General features: G+C 72.9%; 17 protein-coding genes. 10 read left to right on the top strand and 7 right to left on the bottom strand.

The features are described from left to right. Nucleotides 1-20 precede the first annotated feature (20 nt). Nucleotides 21-1,577, bottom strand: coding sequence for a serine/threonine-protein kinase (locus QDS12_RS03320; RefSeq protein ID WP_279876879.1), 1,557 nt, complete (start codon nucleotides 1,575-1,577; stop codon nucleotides 21-23). Between the two features lie 47 nt (nucleotides 1,578-1,624). Between QDS12_RS03320 and QDS12_RS03315 the strand changes: the two genes are divergently transcribed. Genes QDS12_RS03315 through QDS12_RS03305 form a run of 3 tightly spaced genes read left to right on the top strand, consistent with a single transcriptional unit; the run spans nucleotide 1,625 to nucleotide 5,221 of the window. Continuing rightward, on the top strand, nucleotides 1,625-2,176 hold the full coding sequence (locus QDS12_RS03315; protein ID WP_279876877.1) for a sigma-70 family RNA polymerase sigma factor: 552 nt from the start codon (nucleotides 1,625-1,627) through the stop codon (nucleotides 2,174-2,176). After that, the gene (locus tag QDS12_RS03310; RefSeq protein ID WP_279876875.1) at nucleotides 2,173-3,624 is read left to right on the top strand and encodes a M1 family metallopeptidase; all 1,452 of its coding nucleotides are present in this window, start codon (nucleotides 2,173-2,175) and stop codon (nucleotides 3,622-3,624) included. Before QDS12_RS03315 ends, QDS12_RS03310 begins: the two co-directional genes overlap by 4 nt. Before the next feature lie 10 nt (nucleotides 3,625-3,634). Further along, nucleotides 3,635-5,221 (top strand): carboxyl transferase domain-containing protein, encoded by a 1,587-nt coding sequence (locus tag QDS12_RS03305; RefSeq protein ID WP_279876873.1) that lies wholly within the window; start codon nucleotides 3,635-3,637, stop codon nucleotides 5,219-5,221. Nucleotides 5,222-5,330: 109 nt separating this feature from the next. Here the strand turns inward: QDS12_RS03305 and QDS12_RS03300 are convergent, their stop codons facing one another. The 6 genes from QDS12_RS03300 to QDS12_RS03275 all read right to left on the bottom strand — a co-directional run bounded on the left by QDS12_RS03300 (nucleotide 5,331) and on the right by QDS12_RS03275 (nucleotide 11,619). After that, entirely contained in the window at nucleotides 5,331-6,671 is a 1,341-nt protein-coding gene (locus QDS12_RS03300; protein WP_279876871.1) for a dihydrolipoamide acetyltransferase family protein, read from the bottom strand. Further along, a complete protein-coding gene (locus QDS12_RS03295; RefSeq protein ID WP_279876870.1) occupies nucleotides 6,665-7,648 on the bottom strand; it encodes an alpha-ketoacid dehydrogenase subunit beta in 984 nt (327 codons plus the stop codon). Before QDS12_RS03295 ends, QDS12_RS03300 begins: the two co-directional genes overlap by 7 nt. Then, a complete protein-coding gene (pdhA, locus tag QDS12_RS03290) occupies nucleotides 7,645-8,742 on the bottom strand; it encodes a pyruvate dehydrogenase (acetyl-transferring) E1 component subunit alpha (RefSeq protein ID WP_279876869.1) in 1,098 nt (365 codons plus the stop codon). Before pdhA ends, QDS12_RS03295 begins: the two co-directional genes overlap by 4 nt. Before the next feature lie 202 nt (nucleotides 8,743-8,944). Continuing rightward, on the bottom strand, nucleotides 8,945-9,907 hold the full coding sequence (locus QDS12_RS03285) for a glutathione S-transferase C-terminal domain-containing protein (RefSeq protein ID WP_279876867.1): 963 nt from the start codon (nucleotides 9,905-9,907) through the stop codon (nucleotides 8,945-8,947). A gap of 75 nt (nucleotides 9,908-9,982) precedes the next feature. Continuing rightward, nucleotides 9,983-11,044, bottom strand: a complete 1,062-nt coding sequence (hisC, locus tag QDS12_RS03280; protein ID WP_279876865.1) for a histidinol-phosphate transaminase — start codon at nucleotides 11,042-11,044, stop codon at nucleotides 9,983-9,985. Nucleotides 11,045-11,049: 5 nt separating this feature from the next. Then, entirely contained in the window at nucleotides 11,050-11,619 is a 570-nt protein-coding gene (locus tag QDS12_RS03275; RefSeq protein ID WP_279876863.1) for a VanZ family protein, read from the bottom strand. Between the two features lie 90 nt (nucleotides 11,620-11,709). On the opposite strand from QDS12_RS03275, the gene QDS12_RS03270 reads away from it, so the two are divergent. The 7 genes from QDS12_RS03270 to QDS12_RS03240 all read left to right on the top strand — a co-directional run bounded on the left by QDS12_RS03270 (nucleotide 11,710) and on the right by QDS12_RS03240 (nucleotide 18,652). Continuing rightward, a complete protein-coding gene (locus QDS12_RS03270) occupies nucleotides 11,710-12,093 on the top strand; it encodes a phage holin family protein (protein ID WP_279876861.1) in 384 nt (127 codons plus the stop codon). Further along, a complete protein-coding gene (locus QDS12_RS03265; RefSeq protein ID WP_279876859.1) occupies nucleotides 12,090-12,572 on the top strand; it encodes a low molecular weight phosphotyrosine protein phosphatase in 483 nt (160 codons plus the stop codon). Before QDS12_RS03270 ends, QDS12_RS03265 begins: the two co-directional genes overlap by 4 nt. Then, nucleotides 12,569-13,432, top strand: a complete 864-nt coding sequence (locus tag QDS12_RS03260) for a fructosamine kinase family protein (protein ID WP_279876857.1) — start codon at nucleotides 12,569-12,571, stop codon at nucleotides 13,430-13,432. The genes QDS12_RS03265 and QDS12_RS03260 overlap by 4 nt, the downstream gene beginning before the upstream one ends. A 58-nt stretch (nucleotides 13,433-13,490) precedes the next feature. Then, nucleotides 13,491-13,739, top strand: coding sequence for a hypothetical protein (locus tag QDS12_RS03255; protein WP_279876854.1), 249 nt, complete (start codon nucleotides 13,491-13,493; stop codon nucleotides 13,737-13,739). An 88-nt stretch (nucleotides 13,740-13,827) separates the two neighbouring features. Then, the gene (locus QDS12_RS03250) at nucleotides 13,828-16,572 is read left to right on the top strand and encodes an alpha-amylase family glycosyl hydrolase (RefSeq protein WP_279876852.1); all 2,745 of its coding nucleotides are present in this window, start codon (nucleotides 13,828-13,830) and stop codon (nucleotides 16,570-16,572) included. Between the two features lie 38 nt (nucleotides 16,573-16,610). Then, nucleotides 16,611-17,045, top strand: a complete 435-nt coding sequence (locus QDS12_RS03245; protein ID WP_279876850.1) for an SRPBCC family protein — start codon at nucleotides 16,611-16,613, stop codon at nucleotides 17,043-17,045. Next, nucleotides 17,042-18,652: an NAD(P)/FAD-dependent oxidoreductase gene (locus tag QDS12_RS03240; protein ID WP_279876849.1), complete on the top strand. Its 1,611-nt coding sequence runs from the start codon at nucleotides 17,042-17,044 to the stop codon at nucleotides 18,650-18,652. The genes QDS12_RS03245 and QDS12_RS03240 overlap by 4 nt, the downstream gene beginning before the upstream one ends. Nucleotides 18,653-18,656 lie beyond the last annotated feature (4 nt).

The following is an 18,656-nucleotide window of genomic DNA, read 5'->3' as shown; positions in this document are numbered from 1 at the left end:
GCGGGTGGGCGCGGGAGGCGTCAGAGCCCGTGCACGTGTACGTCGTCCAGGACGGTGTTGGCCGTGACCGGGGAGTCGGCCTTGATCTGCACCCAGAGCAGGCGGTTCTCGGTCACCTGGACGACCCGCTCCACCACCACGCCGGGACAGCCGGTGAACGACACGGTGACCATCTGCTCGCCGGCCGCGGTGCGGTCGGGCAGCGGTTCGCCCGACGCCCGGCACTCGGGGTGCTGCGGGACCTTCACCGGCAGCCGGGTGCCGGGCAGGAGGCCGACGAACACGCCCTGCCCGGCGTGGGTGGCCCAGCCCGACCGGGTCCCGACCGACAGCGCCGGGTAGGAGGTCGCGTCCCCCGCGCCCGCCGGGGGCTGCCAGCCGTCCCGGGCGACGAACCGGTCCCACCCGTCCGGCACGGTGACCGACAGCGCACCCTCGACGTCGTCGATCGTCCGGTCGCCGGCGAGCCGGCGCTCCACCGCCCAGCCCGCGACGCCGCCGACGAGCACCGCCACGACCGCCGCGACGGTCCAGCGCAGCCATCGGCGGCGGGGCGGCATCGGCGGTGAGTCATCGACCGATCCGATCGCGGCTTCGGGTGGAGGTGAGGTGTCGACCGGCTCGAGCGGCTCGACCTGGGCGGCCGGCGCGAAGCGCGCGGTCGGCGGTGCGTGGTCAACCGTCGACGGTCCCGGATCGGGTGACGGCTGGGTCTCGACCGGCTCGACCGGCGAGGAGCCCGGCACCGCGGCGACCGGCTCGAGGCGCACCTCGGGCAGCGCGCCGACGAGTGCGTCCGCGAACGCCGTGACCGACGGCCACCGCTCCTCGGGGTCGCGGGCCAGCGCGCGCCTGACCACGGCGTCGGCCTCGGCGCCGAACCCTTCCGGCAGCGAGGGCGCCGGGCCGGGGTCGGCGGCCGCCTGCAGGCTCCCGTGGTCGTACGGCGGCTCGCCGGCCAGCAGCAGGAAGGCCAGCGCCGCCAGGGAGTACTGGTCGGCACGCGCGTCGGGCGACTCCGCCGCCGCCTGCTCGGGTGCGACGAACAGCGGCGTCCCGGCCACGACCGTGAGCCGGGAGGACAGGTCCAGCGACTTGCCCAGCCCGAGGTCGCCGAGCATCGCCCGCGCCCCCGGGCCGGAGGTCTTGAAGAGCACGTTGCCCGGCTTGACGTCGCGGTGCAGCACGTCGCGGTCGTGCAGGGCCTGCAGCCCGTCGGCGACCTGGCGGACGACGGCGAGGGCCTGACCGGGCGGGAGCCCGTCGGGCAGCCGGTCGGCCAGGCTGCCCTGGTCGGCGTACGTCATGACGAGGTAGGGCCGGCCGTCCTCGAGCTCGCCGGCGTCGTGCACGGACACGACGTGCGGCGAGTCGACCCGTCGCAGGAAACGGCCCTCCTCGACGAACCGCCGGCGGACCTGGTCGTCGAGCGTCCAGTTGTCGGCGAGCACCTTGATCGCAACCGCCGAGTCGAGCTGCGCGTCATAGCCGAGCCAGACCGTCGCGAAGCTGCCCGAGCCGATCCGGCGCCGCACGGCGTAGCGCCCGACGCGATCGAAGGGCACGGCGGCGGGCATGCAGGCATGATGGCATCCGGAGCCGGACGACAGGGGGAACAACCGGGATGACTCCCGACGACATCGACGAGCTCGCCCGGCGGGCCAGGGCCGGCGACCGGGACGCGCTCGAGCAGCTGCTCGGCGCCGTCCGACCGCGGGCCCTGAGCGTCTGCCGGGGCGTGCTCCCCTACCTCCCGGACGCCGAGGACGCCTGCCAGGAGGCGCTGCTCAACGTCGCCAACAAGCTCGGCAGCTGGAACGGTCACGGACGCTTCACCACGTGGATGCACGTCGTCGCCCTCAACTCCGCGCGCACCACCTACCGGCGGATGCGCAACCAGGCGGTCGCCGCCGATCCCGGCGAGCACGGCGCGCTCGACCGACCCGACCCGCGCACCACCTCGGTCATCGCCGGCACCCGGCTCGATCTGCTGGAGGCGATGGAGCGGCTCGAGCGCGACCATCCGCAGTACGTCGAGCCGCTGCTCCTGCGCGACGTCTACGAGCTTCCCTACGAGGAGATCGCGACGCTGCTCGGCGTCCCCCTCGGCACGGTGAAGGCCAACATCCACCACGGCCGGAGGCTTGCCCGTCCGCTGCTCCGCGAGCAGTCATGAGACGCGTCGTCGTCGCCGCCCTGGCGGTGGCGCTGGTGCCCGGGCTGGCCGGACTGGCGGGCTGCGACGGCGGCAGCGACCGGTCGGGGCAGCGATCGGGCACGCACTCGGTCGTCACCGCGAACCCCGACCCGGCGGCGTACGCCGACGCGCGCTCCACCCCCGTCGAGGACTCCGTCTACCCGGAGGTGGGCGATCCCGGGGTGGACGCGCTGCACTACGCGCTCGACGTCTCCTGGGACCCGGAGGCGAAGGTGCTGACCGGTCACGAGCAGCTCCTCTTCCGCGCGACCACCACCGCCGACCACGTCCAGCTCGACCTGGCCGCCGAGATGAGGCCCACCGCGGTGACGCTCGACGGCAGGCGCGTGCGGTTCACGCATCCCGGCAAGGACCTCGTCGTCCAGCAGGACGTCGTCGCCGACCACGCCTACACGCTCGTCCTCGACTACTCCGGCACGCCGACGCCGACGCCCGCTCCGACCAACCGTCCGGACACCGAGACCCTCGGGCTCACCGTCGAGCCGGACGGCGGCCTGTGGACGATGCAGGAGCCCTACGGCGCGTTCACGTGGTACGCCGTCAACGACCAGCCCTCCGACAAGGCGCGCTACGACGTGAGTGTCGACGCGCCCTCCCCCATGGTCGGCGTCAGCAACGGCAAGCTCACGCACCGGTCGACCGACGACGGCCGCACGGAGACCAGCTGGCACCTCGACGAGCCGGCGGCGGCGTACCTGGTCACGCTCGCGGTGGGTCGCTACCAGGAGACGACGGCGACCAGCTCCAGCGGCGTCCCGATCTCCTACTGGACCCCTGTCGGGGACACCGAGCTGCTCCGCAACCTCCAGCGGGCGCCGGCCCTGCTCGACTGGCTCGAGAAGCGGCTCGGGCCCTACCCGTTCGACTCGCTCGGGTTCGTGATCGTCGACAGCAGCAGCGGGATGGAGACGCAGACGATGATCACGCTCGGCAACGACCCGGAGACGGTCGGCCCCGACGTGCTCGTCCACGAGATGGCGCACCAGTGGTACGGCGACGAGGTGACCCCGTCGGACTGGCGCGACGTGTGGATGAACGAGGGCATGGCCATGTATCTCCAGACCACCTGGCAGGACGAGGACTGGAAGCTGCCCCCCGGCGACTCGCTCTCGAGCTGGGCCGGCGAGGAGAGGCGGGCGCGGCGCGCGGACGGTCCGCCGGGCAACTACAAGCGGGACCGCTTCGCCGAGCTCAACGTCTACTTCGGCCCGGCGTTCATGTGGCAGCGGCTCCGCACGATGATCGGCGACGACGCTTTCTGGAGCATGGTCCGCGCCTGGCCGGCGGCCCGCGCGGAGCGCTCCACGGGACGCGACGACTACCTGCGCTGGATCGAGCAGCGGACGGGACGCGACCTGTCCTCCTTCTTCCAGCAGTGGCTGATGAGCCCGACTACTCCTCGGTAACCTCGGCGCCATGCCTCGACTGACCGCGCGCGAGCTCATCGACCTGGTCCTCGACGACGGCTCCTGGATCTCCTGGGACACCCCGCCCGCCAGAGCCGGGTTCTCCGAGTCGTACGTCGCCGAGCTGCAGGCGGCCGAGGAGAGGACCGGCGTCGACGAGTCGGTCCTCACCGGCGAGGGCACGATGCTCGGCCGCCGGGTGGCCGTCCTGGTCAGCGAGTTCCGGTTCCTCGCCGGCTCGATCGGCCGCGACGCCGCCGACCGGCTGGTCGCGGCCGTGAAGCGGGCGACCGCCGACGGGCTCCCGCTGCTGGCCGCGCCCGCCTCGGGCGGCACCCGCATGCAGGAGGGCACCCCGGCGTTCGTCCAGATGGTGCGGATCACCGAGGCGGTCTCGGCGCACAAGGCGGCCGGCCTGCCCTACCTCGTCTACCTGCGCCACCCGACCACCGGCGGGGTGATGGCCTCGTGGGGCTCGCTCGGGCACGTCACGGTCGGCGAGCCCGGCGCCCTGCTCGGCTTCCTCGGGCCGAAGGTGTTCGAGCTGCTCAACGACCACCCGTTCCCCGCCGGCGTGCAGGTCGCGGAGAACCTCTACTCGCACGGCATCATCGACGCCGTCCTGCCGCCCGAGCAGATCGCCGGGATCCTCGACCGGGCGCTCACGATCCTCCAGAGCCGTCCCCGTCTCGATACGCCCTCGCCCAGCGACTCAGGCCCTTCGACCAGCGAGGCGTTCGATGGTCGAGGAGCGAGCGCCAGCGATGCCTTCGATGGTCGAGTAGCGAGCGCCAGCGGTGCCTTCGATGGTCGAGTAGCGAGCGCCAGCGAGCGTATCGAGACCCCGGCGATCGAGACCTGGGACGCGGTCACCCGCTCGCGCCGCGCGGACCGGCCCGGGGTGCGCCGGCTGCTGAAGACCGCGGCCGCTGACGTCGTACCGCTGAATGGCACGGGGCAGGGCGAGCGCGACCCCGCGCTCATCATCGCGCTGGCGCGGTTCGGCGACGCGCCGTGCGTGCTGCTGGCGCAGGACCGGCGCGAGCAGGCGCAGCAGGCGTTCGGCCCGCAGGCGCTGCGCGAGGCCCAGCGCGGGCTGCGGCTCGCCGAGGACCTCGGCCTCCCGGTGCTCACCGTCATCGACACCCGCGGGGCCGCGCTCTCGCCGGAGGCCGAGAACGGCGGCCTGGCCGGCGAGATCGCCCGCTGCATCGACGGCCTCGTGCGGGTGCAGGCGCCGACCCTGTGCCTCATGCTCGGCGAGGGCAACGGCGGCGGCGCGCTGGCGTTCCTCCCCGCGGACCGGGTCGTCGCGACCCAGCACGCGTGGCTCTCGCCGCTGCCGCCGGAGGGCGCCTCGGCGATCGTCCACGGCGACACGACCCACGCCGCCGACATGGCCCGTGCCCAGCACGTGCTCGCGGTCGACCTCGCCGGGCGCGGCATCGTCGACCGGATCATCCCCGAGCTGCCCGACGCCGCCGACGAGCCGGACGAGTTCTGCCACCGGGTCGGTGGGGTGATCGAGGCCGAGCTGGCCGCCCTGCTGGCCGCCGGGCCGGGATCGCCGGCCGCCCGGGCGGCGCGGTACGCCTGAGGGCGTGGTGGGGGTCGCAGCGGTGTAACCGCCGGGCCGTGCCGCCTGCGCAGCGACACCCCCGCACCCCGGCCTCGGAGCGAGAGCCACTCCGATCGGCTGAGCGCCGTCAGGGGCTGATGCCGTCGCGCATCGCGGCGGCGACGTCGGCCAGGAAGGCCGACCCGGTGGCCCCGTCGATGTGACGGTGGTCGAAGCTCAGCGCCAGCGTGCAGACGTCGCGCACCGCCAGCCGATCCTCCCCGTCGGCCGACACGACCCACGGCCGCTTCGACACCGCGCCGAAGCACAGGATCGCGGACTCGCCGGGATTGATGATGGGCGTGCCGCCCTCCATGCCGAACGGGCCGACGTTCGTGATCGTGAACGTCCCGCCCTGCTGCTCGGCGGGCTGTGTCTTCCCCTCGCGGGCGACGTCGGTCAGGCCGTTGATCGCCCGGCCGAGATCGGGGCCGCTCATCAGGTCGGCGTCCTTGATGTTGGGCACGACCAGGCCGCGCGGTGTCGCGGCGGCGACACCGAGGTTGACGTAGTGGCGCAGCACGACCTCCTGGGCAGGCTCGTCCCACACCGCGTTGAGCAGCGGGTGCGTGCGCAGCGCCTCGACGCAGGCGCGGGCCAGCACGAGCAGCGGGCTGACCCGCACGCCGGCGTACGCCGGGTCCTGCTTGAGCCGCGCGACCAGACGCGTCGTCTCGGTGACGTCCACGGTCGTCCAGATGGTCACGTGCGGAACGGTGAAGGCGCTGGCCGCCATGGCCTGGCCCATCATCTTGCGCACGCCCTTGATCGGCTCGCGGGTGACCCGGCCGGTGTAGACGACGGGTGGGGCCTCGATGCGCTCGCTGGCGCTCGCTCCTCGACCACCGACCTCGCTCGCTCCTCGACCTCCGGCACCGGCGAGGTCCTCGCGGGTGACGTCGCCGTTCGGGCCGGTCGGGGTGACCGTCCGCAGGTCGATGCCCGCCTCGCGCGCGGCCAGCCGCACCGGCGGCTTGGCGAGCACGGGGCCCGACGCGGCGGCCTGCTGGCCCCCCGCCCGCGCCGAGGACGCACGCCGGGCGCGCCGCTGCGTCGCCGCCTCGCGGGGTCCGTAGCCGACGAGCGTCCCGGGCGAGTCGCTCGCGGGTTCCTCGGCGGCCGACGAGGTGTCCGCAGAGGTGTGCGCCGCAGCGGCGGGAACGAACTCGCTCGGCTGGGCGCCGCTGCCGATCCGGATGATCGGGGTGCCGACCTCGACGTTGGTGCCCACCTCGACCAGGATCGCCTCGACGATGCCGGCGTAGGGCGAGGGGAGCTCGACGACCGACTTCGCGGTCTCGATCTCGCAGACGATGTCGTTGACCTGCACCGTGTCGCCGACGGCGACCCGCCACGAGACCAGCTCGGCCTCGACGAGACCCTCGCCGACGTCGGGGAGCTTGAACTCCTGGGCAGTCGTCGTCACCACGCAAAGCTCCTGTCCACGGCGTCGAGAACACGGTCGAGGTCGGGCAGCCACTGGTGCTCGGCCCGGGCGGGCGGGTAGGGCGTGTCGAGCCCGCCGACGCGCAGCACGGGCGCTTCGAGGGAGTAGAAGCACGACTCGGTGAGCCGCGCGGCCACCTCCGCACCGACGCCGAGGTTGACGTGCGCCTCGTGGACGACGAGGCAGCGGCCGGTGCGACGTACGGACTCCTCGACGGGACCGAGGTCGAGCGGGGAGAGGGTGCGCAGGTCGATGACCTCGAGCGAGCGGCCCTCGCCGGCCGCGGCGTCGGCGGCACGGAGGGCGACGCCGACCGTCGGGCCATAGGCGCAGACCGTGACGTCGTCGCCCTCGCGGGCGACCTTCGAGGTGAAGAGCGGGTCGGGCGTGGCGTCGAGGTCCACCTCGACGGCGCCGGCGTGGTACTGCCGCTTCGGCTCGAGGAAGATCACCGGGTCGGGCGAGGCGATCGCCTGCTGGATCATCCAATAGGCGTCCGCCGGGTTGGAGCAGGCCACGACCTTGAGGCCGGGGGTGTGCGCGAACTGCGCCTCCGGCGACTCGCTGTGGTGCTCCACGGCGCCGATGCCGCCGCCGAAGGGGATCCGGATGACCATCGGCATCGGGATCCGCCCGCCGGAGCGGAAGTGGAACTTGGCGACCTGGGTGACGATCTGGTCGTAGGCGGGGTAGACGAAGCCGTCGAACTGGATCTCGACGACGGGCTTGTAGCCGCGCAGGGCCATGCCGACGGCGGTGCCGACGATGCCGGACTCGGCCAGCGGCGAGTCGACGACCCGGTCCTCGCCGAAGTCCTTCTGCAGCCCGTCGGTGACGCGGAAGACGCCGCCGAGCCGGCCGATGTCCTCACCCATCAGGACGACCTTCGGGTCGTCCTCCATCGCCTTGCGGAGCCCCGCGTTGAGGGCCTTGGCGAGCGTGAGCTTCATCGTGGTCATCGCACTGCCTCCTCGAACGAGCCGACGTAGTCGGCGAACTCGTCGCGCTGGTCGGCGAGCTCCGGCGAGATCTCGGTGTAGACCCGGTCGAACAGGTCGGTCACGACCGGCTCCGGCAGCTGGCGGCAGCCCTCGCGCAGGTGGACGCCGAGCTCCTCGGCCTCGCGCGCCACCTGCTCGAAGAACTCGCCGTCGGCGAGCCCGTTGCGGCGCAGGTGCGCCTCGACGCGGGCGATCGGGTCGCGCAGCTTCCAGTGCTCGACCTCGTCGGAGTGGCGGTAGCGGGTCGGGTCGTCGGTCGTGGTGTGGGCGCCCATCCGGTAGGTGTAGGCCTCCACCAACGTGGGGCCACCGCCGTCACGGGCCCGCTGCAGGGCCGACTGCATGACGGCGTACGTCGCGAGGACGTCGTTGCCGTCGACCCGGATGCCCGGGAAGCCGAAGCCGTCGGCCCGGCGGTAGAGCGGGATGACCGACTGGCGGGTCGTCGGCTCGGAGATCGCCCACTGGTTGTTCTGGCAGAAGAAGACGACCGGCGCCTGGTAGGACGCGGCGAAGACGAACGCCTCGTTGACGTCGCCCTGCGAGGTCGCACCGTCGCCGAGGTGGGCGACGACGGCGGTGTCGCGGTCGGGGTCGCCGGTGCCGACGACACCGTCGCGCTGCACGCCCATGGCGTAGCCGGTGGCGTGCAGCGTCTGCGCGCCGATCACGATCGTGTAGAGGTTGAAGTTGTGGTCGGACGGGTTCCACCCGCCGAAGTCGACGCCGCGGAAGAGGCCGAGCAGCCTCAGCGGGTCGACGCCGCGGCACCAGGCGACGCCGTGCTCGCGGTAGGTCGGGAAGACGTAGTCCTGCTGGCGCAGCGCCCGTCCGGCGCCGATCTGCGCGGCCTCCTGGCCGAGCAGCTGGGCCCAGATGCCCAGCTCACCGTGGCGCTGCAGCGCGGTCGCCTCCACGTCGAGGCGGCGCGTCAGCACCATGTCGCGGTAGAGACCACGGACGGTCTCGTCGTCCCCGGTGAAGGAGTAGTCAGGGTGCTCGACCCGCTCTCCTTCGGGGGTCAGCAGCTGCACGAAGTCCACGTCGGGCACGGCGCGCTCTCCTCACACCTCGGGCGGTCTGCCGGGGTCACCGGACCCACCGCACTCCAGACGGTCCACGCGCGCGGGGGTGGTGCGGCGCGTGTGACCTGGCCCACAGCCGGGCTGACGCCAACGTACCCGCTACCTCTGGGTAGACCGAATCAACCACGCGCGGCGTCCGCAGGGCGTCGCAGGGTGTCCCACGGCGTCGTCAGGCGCGCCCGTGCGGCTCCAGCCAGACCGACTCGTCCGGGCCCTGCGGGACGATCCCGGACGGGTTGATGTCGGTGTGGACGACGTAGTAGTGACGCTTGATCTGGTCGAAGTCGGTGTTCTCCCCGAACCCGGGTGTCTGGAAGAGGTCGCGCGCGTAGGCCCACAGCACCGGCATCTCGGTCAGCTTGTTGCGGTTGCACTTGAAGTGCCCGTGGTAGACCGCGTCGAACCGCGCGAGGGTGGTGAAGAGCCGTACGTCGGCCTCGGTGATCGAGTCGCCCATGAGGTAGCGGCGGTCGGCGAGGCGCGCCTCCAGCCAGTCCATCGCGTCCCACAGGCGCGTGTAGGCGGCGTCGTACGCCTCCTGCGAGCCGGCGAAGCCGCAGCGGTAGACGCCGTTGTTGACCTCGGTGAAGATGCGCTCCATCACCTGGTCCATCTCCTCGCGCACGGCCTCGGGCCACAGGTCCGGCGCGTCGGCCTTGTGGAAGTCCTTCCACTCGAAGAACAGGTCGTGGGTGATCCACGGGAAGTCGTTGGTGACGACCTGCCCGGTCGGCACGTCGACGATCGCGGGGACGGTGATGCCGCGCGGGTACTCGGGGTAGCGCTCGAAGTAGGCCTCCTGCAGCCGCTCGATGCCGAGCACCGGGTCCCGACCGTCGGGGTCGAGGTCGAAGGTCCAGCTACGCCGGTCGTGGGTGGGGCCGGCCAGGCCGAGCGAGATGACGTCCTCGAGGCCGAGCAGCTGGCGCACGATGATCGACCGGTTGGCCCACGGGCAGGCCTTCGCGGCGATCAGCCGGTAGCGCCCCGGCTCGACCGGCCACAGCGGGACGGTCGCCGGGCCGCGCTCCGGCACCTGGGCGTCCTTGGTGATCCGGTCGGGGATATACCGCATGTCGCGGTCGAAGTCCTCGCCCTTCTCGACGTACGTCGGCGTGAGGTCGTCGCTCATGCTCGTCACGGTATCCACGGAGCGCTCCGGGGACGCCGTCGGCTCGAGGCGTCAGTGGGGGGCTCAGTGGCCGGCTCAGTGGGGGAAGGACTCCGCAAGCCGGACGAGGCGGTCGTTGCCCTCCGGCTCCCCGATCGAGACCCGCACGCCGTCGGTGCCGAGCGGGCGGACGGTGATGCCGGCCGCCTCGGCCGCCTCGACGAACGCCGGGATCCGGTCACCGTCGAGGTCGAACCAGACGAAGTTGCCCTGAGCATCAGGGATCTTCCAACCGGCCGCCCGGACCGCCTCCACCACGCGGGTGCGCTCGGCGACGAGCGCCTCGACCCGCTCCTCCAGCTCGGGCCGCGCCTGCAGCGAGGCCACCGCGGCCGCCTGCGCGACCAGGTTGACGCCGAAGGGGAGCGTCACCGCCCGCAGCGCGGCGGCGACCGACGTCGGGGCGATGCAGTAGCCGACCCGGAAGCCGGCCATGCCGTAGGCCTTGGAGAACGTGCGCAGCACCGCGACGTTGTCGTGCCGGCGGTAGGTCGCGACCCCGTCCACCGGGTCCCCGATGCGGACGAACTCGATGTAGGCCTCGTCCAGCAGCACCAGCACGTCGTCGGGCACGCGGGCGAGGAACGCGTCGACCTCGGTCTGGGTGAGCGCAGGGCCCGTGGGGTTGTTGGGGCTGCACAGCAGCACGACCTTCGTCCGCGGCCCGATCGCCGCCGCGATCGCGTCGAGGTCGTGGCGGCCGTCGGCGGTGGTGGGCACCTGGACCGACGAGGCGCCGGCCGCGAGGACGGCGATCGGATAGGCCTCGAAGGAGCGCCACGCGTAGACGACCTCGTCGCCCGGCTCGCAGAACGCGCTCAGCAGCCCGTAGATGAGCCCGGTGGAGCCCGTCGCGACCGCCAGGTCGGTCACCGGGACGCCGTAGGTCTCGGCGAGGGCGGCGTAGAGCGCGGTGTTGCCCATGTCGGGGTAGCGGTTCATCGACGCCGCCGCGGTCACCGCGGCCTCGAGGACGCCGGGAAGCGGCGGGTAGGGGTTCTCGTTGGACGAGAGCTTGAAGGCGTCGGCTGCGGCGGGCTTGCCGGCGACGTAGGCCGGCATGGCGGCGACGCTCGGGCGGGGTTGCGGACCTGTCACGGGGGTCAGCGTAGGAGGTCCCGCCGGCGGGTGGGCCGCATCAGGCGGCGAGCGGCGAGGAGCAGCAGGCCCAGGAGGACGCCGATGACGGCGCCGGTCGCGTTCTCGATGAGGTCCGTGACGTCGCAGGCCCGGTCGATGCGGGCCAGCACGAGCTGGGTCCACTCGATGCCGGCCGAGTACGCCGCGAGGACGACGAGGCCGAGCGGGATCGTGATCCAGGCATGCCGCCAGCGCGTCGCCACCACGACCAGCAGCACGCCGGACGGCACGAAGAGCAGCGTGTTGAGCAGCCGCTGACCGCTGGCGAAGATCCAGAACCCCTGCGGCGCCGGCCCGCCGATGTCCCACGAGCAGGTCTCGAGACGTCCCTCGGCGGGGACGATCCCCGGGGCGCCGTACGCCGGGATGAGGGTGACCAGCCCGATCACGGTCAGCGACCACAGCAGTGCCGCCGTCGCCCACGCCGCCCGCCACCCCAGTCGCCGGGTGGCGACCAGCGCCGCCGTGGCCAGGGCCACGCCCGAGACCACGGCGCCGAGCAGCATGATCGAGACGCCGCCGAACGGGAACACGGCACCGACCCTAGGGGGCGGGGTCCAAGCCGATGTAGCCCGGCGGCGCGCTCGCCGGCACCCCACAGCCGCTGTGCTTGACTGACCGATGTGAGGTTCATCGGCTGGCTGCTCAGCAATGCCGTCGCGCTGGCGGTGGCCGCGTGGCTGATCGACGGGATCAAGTTCACCGGGCCGACGCAGGGCATGGAGGAGGTCAAGCACAAGCTGCTGCCGCTGCTCGGGGTCGCGCTCATCCTCGGCATCGTCAGCGCGCTGGTGAAGCCGGTGCTCACGATCCTCAGCCTGCCGGTCGTGATCCTGACGCTCGGGCTGTTCCTGCTGGTCATCAATGCCGCGATGCTCCTGCTCACCGGCTGGCTGGCCGGCAAGCTCGGCATCGGCTTCGAGGTGACCGGGTTCTGGCCGGCGGTCGGCGGCGCCATCGTCATCACGATCGTCGAGTGGTTCGTCGACAAGGTCTTCGACCAGTGATCCCTGCCCCGCGGGTCGAGGGGAGGTACGCCGTCGCGCTGGTCTGCCTCGGCAACATCTGCCGGTCCCCGATGGCCGACGTGGTGCTGCAGCAGCGGCTGCAGGAGCGGCTGGCCGGGCGGGACGGCGTCGAGGTGCGCAGTGCCGGCACCGGCGACTGGCACGTCGGCCACCCGATGGACGAGCGGGCAGCCGCCACGTTGCGGGAGCACGGCTACGACCCGAGTCGGCACCGCGCCCAGCAGGTCAGCCCGGACTGGCTCGACACCTTCGACCTGGTCCTCGCCATGGACGAGAGCAACCTGCGCGACCTGGGCGGCCGCAGCGACCGCGTCCGGCTCTTCCGGGACTTCGACCCCGTGGGCACCGGTGGCGAGGTACCGGACCCCTACTACGGTGGCGACGAAGGTTTCGAGGAGGTGCTGGCGATGGTGGAGCGGACCGCCGACGCGTTGGTCGAGGAGCTGCGCGACCAGTGAGCCGGGCCTCGGTGGTGTCGCGTCGTGCTGAGGAGCTCCTCGGCACACCGGTCGTCGCCACCTCGCCCGTCGCCGGCGGCGACGTCGCCCGCGCGACCAAGCTGCGCCTCAACGACGGCAGCGTCGCGCTGATGAAGACGCTGCCCCACCCGCCCCAGGGCTTCTTCCCGGCGGAGGCACGTGGGCTGGCCTGGCTGGCCGAGGTCGGCCTCCCCGTCCCGGACCTGCTCGCCGCCGCCGAGGACTGCGTGATCCTGCGCTGGATCGAGCCGGGCAAGCCGTCCGGCGAGGGCGCCGAGGCGCTCGGCCGGGCCCTGGCCTCGGCCCACCGGCACCCGTGCGACGGCTACGGCCTGGACACCGACGGCTTCATCGGCACGCTCCCGCTGCCCAACCGGCCGGCGCCGACCTGGCCCGAGTTCTACGCCACCCGCCGGCTGCTGCCCTACCTCAAGCTCGCGCACGACCGTGGCGCGATCGACGACGACCACGCCCGCACGATCGAGGCCGTCGTACCCCGCCTTGCCGACCTCGTCCCCGACGAGCCGCCGGCCCGGCTCCACGGCGACCTGTGGAACGGCAACGTCATCTGGGGCACCGACGGCCGCGCGTGGGTGATCGACCCGGCGGCCTACTGCGGCCACCGCGAGATGGACCTGGCGATGCTCGCCCTCTTCGGCCTGCCCCAGCTCGAGCGGGTGATCGACGCCTACGAGGAGACGCACCCGCTCGGGGACGGCTGGGAGGAGCGGATCGCGCTGCACCAGCTCTTCCCGCTGCTCGTGCACGCGGCGCTCTTCGGGCAGGGGTACGGCGCCCGGGCGGCCACCCTCGCCGCCCGCTTCGTGTCCAGCGGCTGAGGCGAACTTCACTGCCGCCCGCACGTAACGCCGTCGCGAGCGCCGTCGTTGGGCCAGCATGAACGCTCTCGCACTGCTCGTGCCGCGGCCGCAGTCCCGAGACTCCCGGTCCGAGCGTGCCGAGGCCGACGACTTCCACGCCCTCGTCGAATCGATCGAGACGCTCCTCTTCACCTCCGCCGATCACCCCGAGGTCCTGGACGCGGCCGTGCTGACCGAGGCGCTCGCCGAGCTCGAGGAGCGGTGGCCCGATGCGGCCGCCGAGCTGCGCCCCCGCGTCGAGGCGCGCGGCCGCCACCGAGCCTGAGAGCCCGCCGGGACCTCCTTGCCAGACCACCGCGCGCGGCCCTAGGTTCATCCCACCTGTGACACCAGTCACTTCTCGGGAGGCATGAATGCTGCGTCGCGTCGTACCCGCCCTCGGTCTCGCGCTCGCCCTCGCGGCGTACGCCGCACCCGCCGTCGCCGGGCACCAGGAGCCGTCCCCCCAGAGCCGGGACGGGTCCTTCGCCGGTCACTCGCTGCGCAGCGGGCTGACCGACAGCCGGTTCTACTTCGTGATGGGCGACCGCTTCGCCAACGGCGACACCGCCAACGACACCGGCGGCCTCGGCGACGACCGGCTGGTCAGCGGCTTCGACCCGACGAGCAAGGGGTTCTACAACGGCGGCGACCTCAAGGGCCTCACGGGCAAGCTGGACTACATCAAGGGGCTCGGGACCAACGCCATCTGGCTGACCCCGATCTTCAAGAACAAGGCCGTCCAGCTCGAGGACGGCCCGTCGGCCGGCTACCACGGCTACTGGATCACCGACTTCACCCAGGTCGACCCGCACCTCGGGACGAACCAGGACCTGAGCGACCTGGTCGCGGCCGCCCACCAGAAGGGGATCAAGGTCTTCTTCGACATCATCACCAACCACACGGCCGACGTCATCGGCTACCAGCAGGGCGCCCGGCCGGCGTACGTCTCCAAGGACGTCAGCCCCTACCGCACCGCCGCCGGTACGCCGTTCGACGACCGTGACTACCCGAACCCGTTCCCGGCGCTCGACCCGGCGGTGTCGTTCCCCTACACGCCGGTCCTCGACCCGGACGAGCAGCACCTCAAGAAGCCCGAGTGGCTCAACGACGTGACGCTCTACCACAACCGCGGCAACACGACCTTCACCGGCGAGGACAGCCAGTACGGCGACTTCTTCGGTCTCGACGACCTCTTCACCGAGAACCCGCGGGTCCGCAACGGGATGACCGACATCTACAAGACCTGGGTCGACGACTTCGGCATCGACGGGTTCCGGATCGACACGATGAAGCACGTCGACGACGCCTTCTGGCAAGGCTTCGGCCCCGCGCTGCAGCGCGAGGCCGCCCGTCAGGGCAACCCGGACTTCTTCATGTTCGGCGAGGTCGCCCTCGACGGGTCGGACGCGTCGACGAAGGCCTTCACGTCGCACTACACGACCACGGACAAGATGCAGGCCGTCCTCGACTTCCCGTTCCAGGACGCGGCGCGCGGGTTCGCCTCCAAGAGCCTCGACAACCAGCGACTGGCGAGCTTCTTCGCCAACGACGACTGGTACACCGACGCGGACTCGAACGTCTACGAGCTGCCCACCTTCCTCGGCAACCACGACATGGGCCGGATCGGCTACTTCCTGAAGACCGACAACCCGGGCGCGACGGACGACGAGCTGCTCAGGCGTGACGAGCTGGCCCACCAGCTGCTGTTCCTCTCCCGCGGCCAGCCGGTCGTCTACTACGGCGACGAGCAGGGTTTCGCCGGCCTGGGTGGCGACCAGTCCGCGCGCCAGACGATGTTCGCCTCGAAGGTCGACGAGTACCGCACCGACGACCAGATCGGGACCGACCGCACGGCGGCCAGCGACAACTACGACCCGACCCACCCGCTCTACCGCGCCATCACCGACCTCGAGAGCCTCACGAAGGCCCACCCGGCGCTGCGCAACGGTGCCGAGCAGGTCCGCTACGCCTCGAAGGGACCGGGCCTCTTCGCGTTCTCGCGCATCGATCGGCGCGAGCAGAAGGAGTACCTCGTCGTCCTCAACAACAGCGAGTCGGCCGCCTCCGCGTCCGTGCCCACCTGGGCCCGCTCGTTCAAGCGCCTCTACGGCACCGGGCCGGCGCGGCTGACCTCCTCGCGCGCCGGGGACGTCGCCGTGACGCTGCCCGGCCTGTCGACGGCGGTCTACGCCTCGCCCGACCGCATCCCCCGGTCGAAGGGGGCGCCCACGATCGGCCTCGCCGCACCGCAGCCCGCCGCCGAGTCGCGCGGGCGGATGCACGTGTCGGCGAGCGTGGGCGGCGACTCGTTCTACGAGGTGACCTTCCAGGCGCGGGTCGGCAACGGCGCGTGGCGGACGGTCGGCGTCGACGACTCGGCTCCCTACCAGGTCTTCCACGACACCTCGGCCCTCGCTCCCGGTACGCCGGTCAGCTACCGGGCCGCCGTACGCGACGACGCGGGGCACACCCGCGCGTCGTCGGTGCGCTCGACCGCCGTCCCCTCGCCCTCGGTCAAGGTCACGGCACCGACCGACGGTGGCACCGTCACCGCCCTCGACCCGGTCACCGTCTCCGCGGCGGTCGACCCGGAGCGGCCGGGCCAGTCGGTGGAGTTCCAGCGCAGCGTCGCGGGCGGCGCGTGGACCAGCCTCCGGACCGACGACTCCGCGCCGGCGTACACGGCCACCGACGACGTCTCCGCCCTGCCGCTCGGGACGTCGGTCGCCTACCGCGCGATCCTCCGTGAGCCCGGCACCGCCGACGTGACCAGCGCCCCCGTCACCGTGCGGACGGCGCCGCCAACGCCCGCGGTCCGCTCGGTGACCGTGGCCGGCGACCTCCAGTCCGAGCTGGGCTGCCCGGGCGACTGGCAGCCGGCATGCGCGGCGACCCACCTGGCCTTCGACCCCGGCGACGGGCTGTGGCACGGGACCTTCGCCGTGCCGGCCGGCGACTGGCAGTGGAAGGTCGCGATCGATGACTCCTGGACGGTGAGCTACGGCGCCGGTGGCGGGGGCGACAACATCGCGCTCCACGTCCCGGCCGGCGGCGGCACCTACACGTTCACGTGGAACCAGGTGACGCACGTGCCCTCGGTGGCGCCGGCGGGCTAGCCGAGGTTTCCCGCAGGCCCCGCCGGACACCGGGCGTCATGGCAGTGACGACATGGACCGCAGCCGCCAGTGCGGACGACGTGTGGAAGGTGCTGGCCGACGGCTGGCTCTTCCCGCTGTGGGTCGTGGGGGCCTGCCGGATCCGCGGTGTCGACGACACGTGGCCGGAGCCCGGATCCCGACTCCACCACTCCGTCGGCGTCTGGCCGGTGGTCATCGACGACCACACCGAGTCGCTGGCCTGCGATCCCGGCAAGCGTCTCGAGCTGCAGGCACGCGCCTGGCCGCTCGGCGAGGCGCGGGTCGTGCTGACGCTGCGTCCCAGCGGCGAGGACACCGAGATCGAGATCGAGGAGGACCTCACCCACGGCCCCGGTGGCCTGCTGCCCCGGCCGCTGCGCGCGGGTGCGCTGCACGTGCGCAACCTCGAGACGCTGAAGCGGCTGGCCATGTTGGCCGAGGGGCGGGCGTGACGACCTACGACGCGGTCGTCGTCGGCGCCGGGCCCAACGGCCTGGTCGCCGCGAACCACCTCGTCGACGCGGGCTGGTCGGTCCTCGTCCTGGAGGCGCAACCCGAGCCCGGTGGAGCGGTCCGCAGCAGCCGGGACGTGCACGCCGACTACGTGCACGACACGTTCAGCTCGTTCTACCCGCTGGCGGCCGCCTCCCCCAGCATCCGGGCCCTCGCCCTGGAGGAGCACGGGCTGACCTGGCGGCACGCGCCCGCCGTGGTCGGCCACCACGTGCCCGACCGGGGCTGGGCGGTTCTCGACCGCGACCGTGAGCTCACCGCCGCCAGCCTCGACGCGTTCGCGGCCGGGGACGGCGAGGCCTGGCTCGAGCTCTGCGCGCAGTGGGACAAGCTGGGCGACCACATCGTCGGTGCCCTGCTCACCCCGTTCCCGCCGGTCCGCCGCGGACTGGGCGCCCTGCTCCGGCTGCCGGGCGCCGGTGGGCTCGGCCTGGTGCGCGACCTGCTCATGCCGGCGTCCGACCTGGTCCGGCTGCGCTTCCGCGGCGAGGGTGCGCGGCTCATGCTGACCGGCAACGCCGGGCACGCGGACATCCCGATGTCGGCCCCGGGCTCCGGCCTCTTCGGGATCCTCATGACGATGCTCGGCCAGACCGTCGGCTTCCCCGTGCCGGAAGGCGGCGCCGGCCAGCTGGCCGCCGCCCTCACCCAGCGTCTGCGCAGCCGCGGCGGCGAGGTGCGGTGCGGCGCCGAGGTCACCCGGATCGAGGTGGACGGGCGCCACGTCACGGCCGTCCGGACCGCCGACGGGGAGCGCATCGCCAGCCCGGTCGTGATCGCCGACGTGGTCGCACCACGACTCTTCGGCGGCCTCGTCCAGGACGAGGACCTGCCGACCCGGGTCCGCCAGGGGATGCGGGGCTTCCAGCTCGACCCGGGCACCGTGAAGGTCGACTGGGCGCTGTCGGGCCCCGTCCCGTGGCGTACGCCGCCCGACCGCGCGCCGGGCACCGTCCACGTCGCCGACTCCGTCGACGAGCTCAGCCGGACCTCGGAGCAGATCACCGGCCGTACCGTCCCGGACCGCCCCTTCCTGCTGGTGGGGCAGATGACGACGACCGACCCGACGCGCTCCCCCGCGGGCACCGAGTCCTTGTGGTCCTACGCGCACGTCCCCCAGGTGGTCGAGCGCGACGCCGGCGACGACGGCCTGACCGGACGCTGGGACAGCGCCGAGTGCGAGCGGTTCGCCGACCGGATGCAGGACCGTCTCGAACGGCTCGCGCCCGGCTTCGGCGGCCGGGTCGTCGCACGCCGGGTGCTCGGCCCCCGTCAGTTCGAGGAGCAGGACGCCAACCTCGTCGGCGGCGCGATCAACGGCGGCACCGCCCAGCTGCACCAGCAGCTGGTCTTCCGCCCCGTCCCCGGCGCCGGTCGCGCCGAGACGGGGATCCGCGGTCTCTACCTCGGATCGGCCTCGGCCCACCCGGGCGGCGGCGTCCACGGCGCCCCCGGCATGAACGCCGCTCGCGCCGCCCTCGCCCACCACCGGGTCAGGGCGTTGGGGCGGATCGCCGGCGGCGGATCCGCCGGTGAGGCGAGCTGACCGC

This window comes from Nocardioides sp. CER19 (assembly GCF_029846275.1).
GTDB lineage: Bacteria > Actinomycetota > Actinomycetes > Propionibacteriales > Nocardioidaceae > Nocardioides.
Note: the sequence above shows the minus strand (reverse complement) of the source record. Positions and strands in the feature narration are given on the sequence as shown.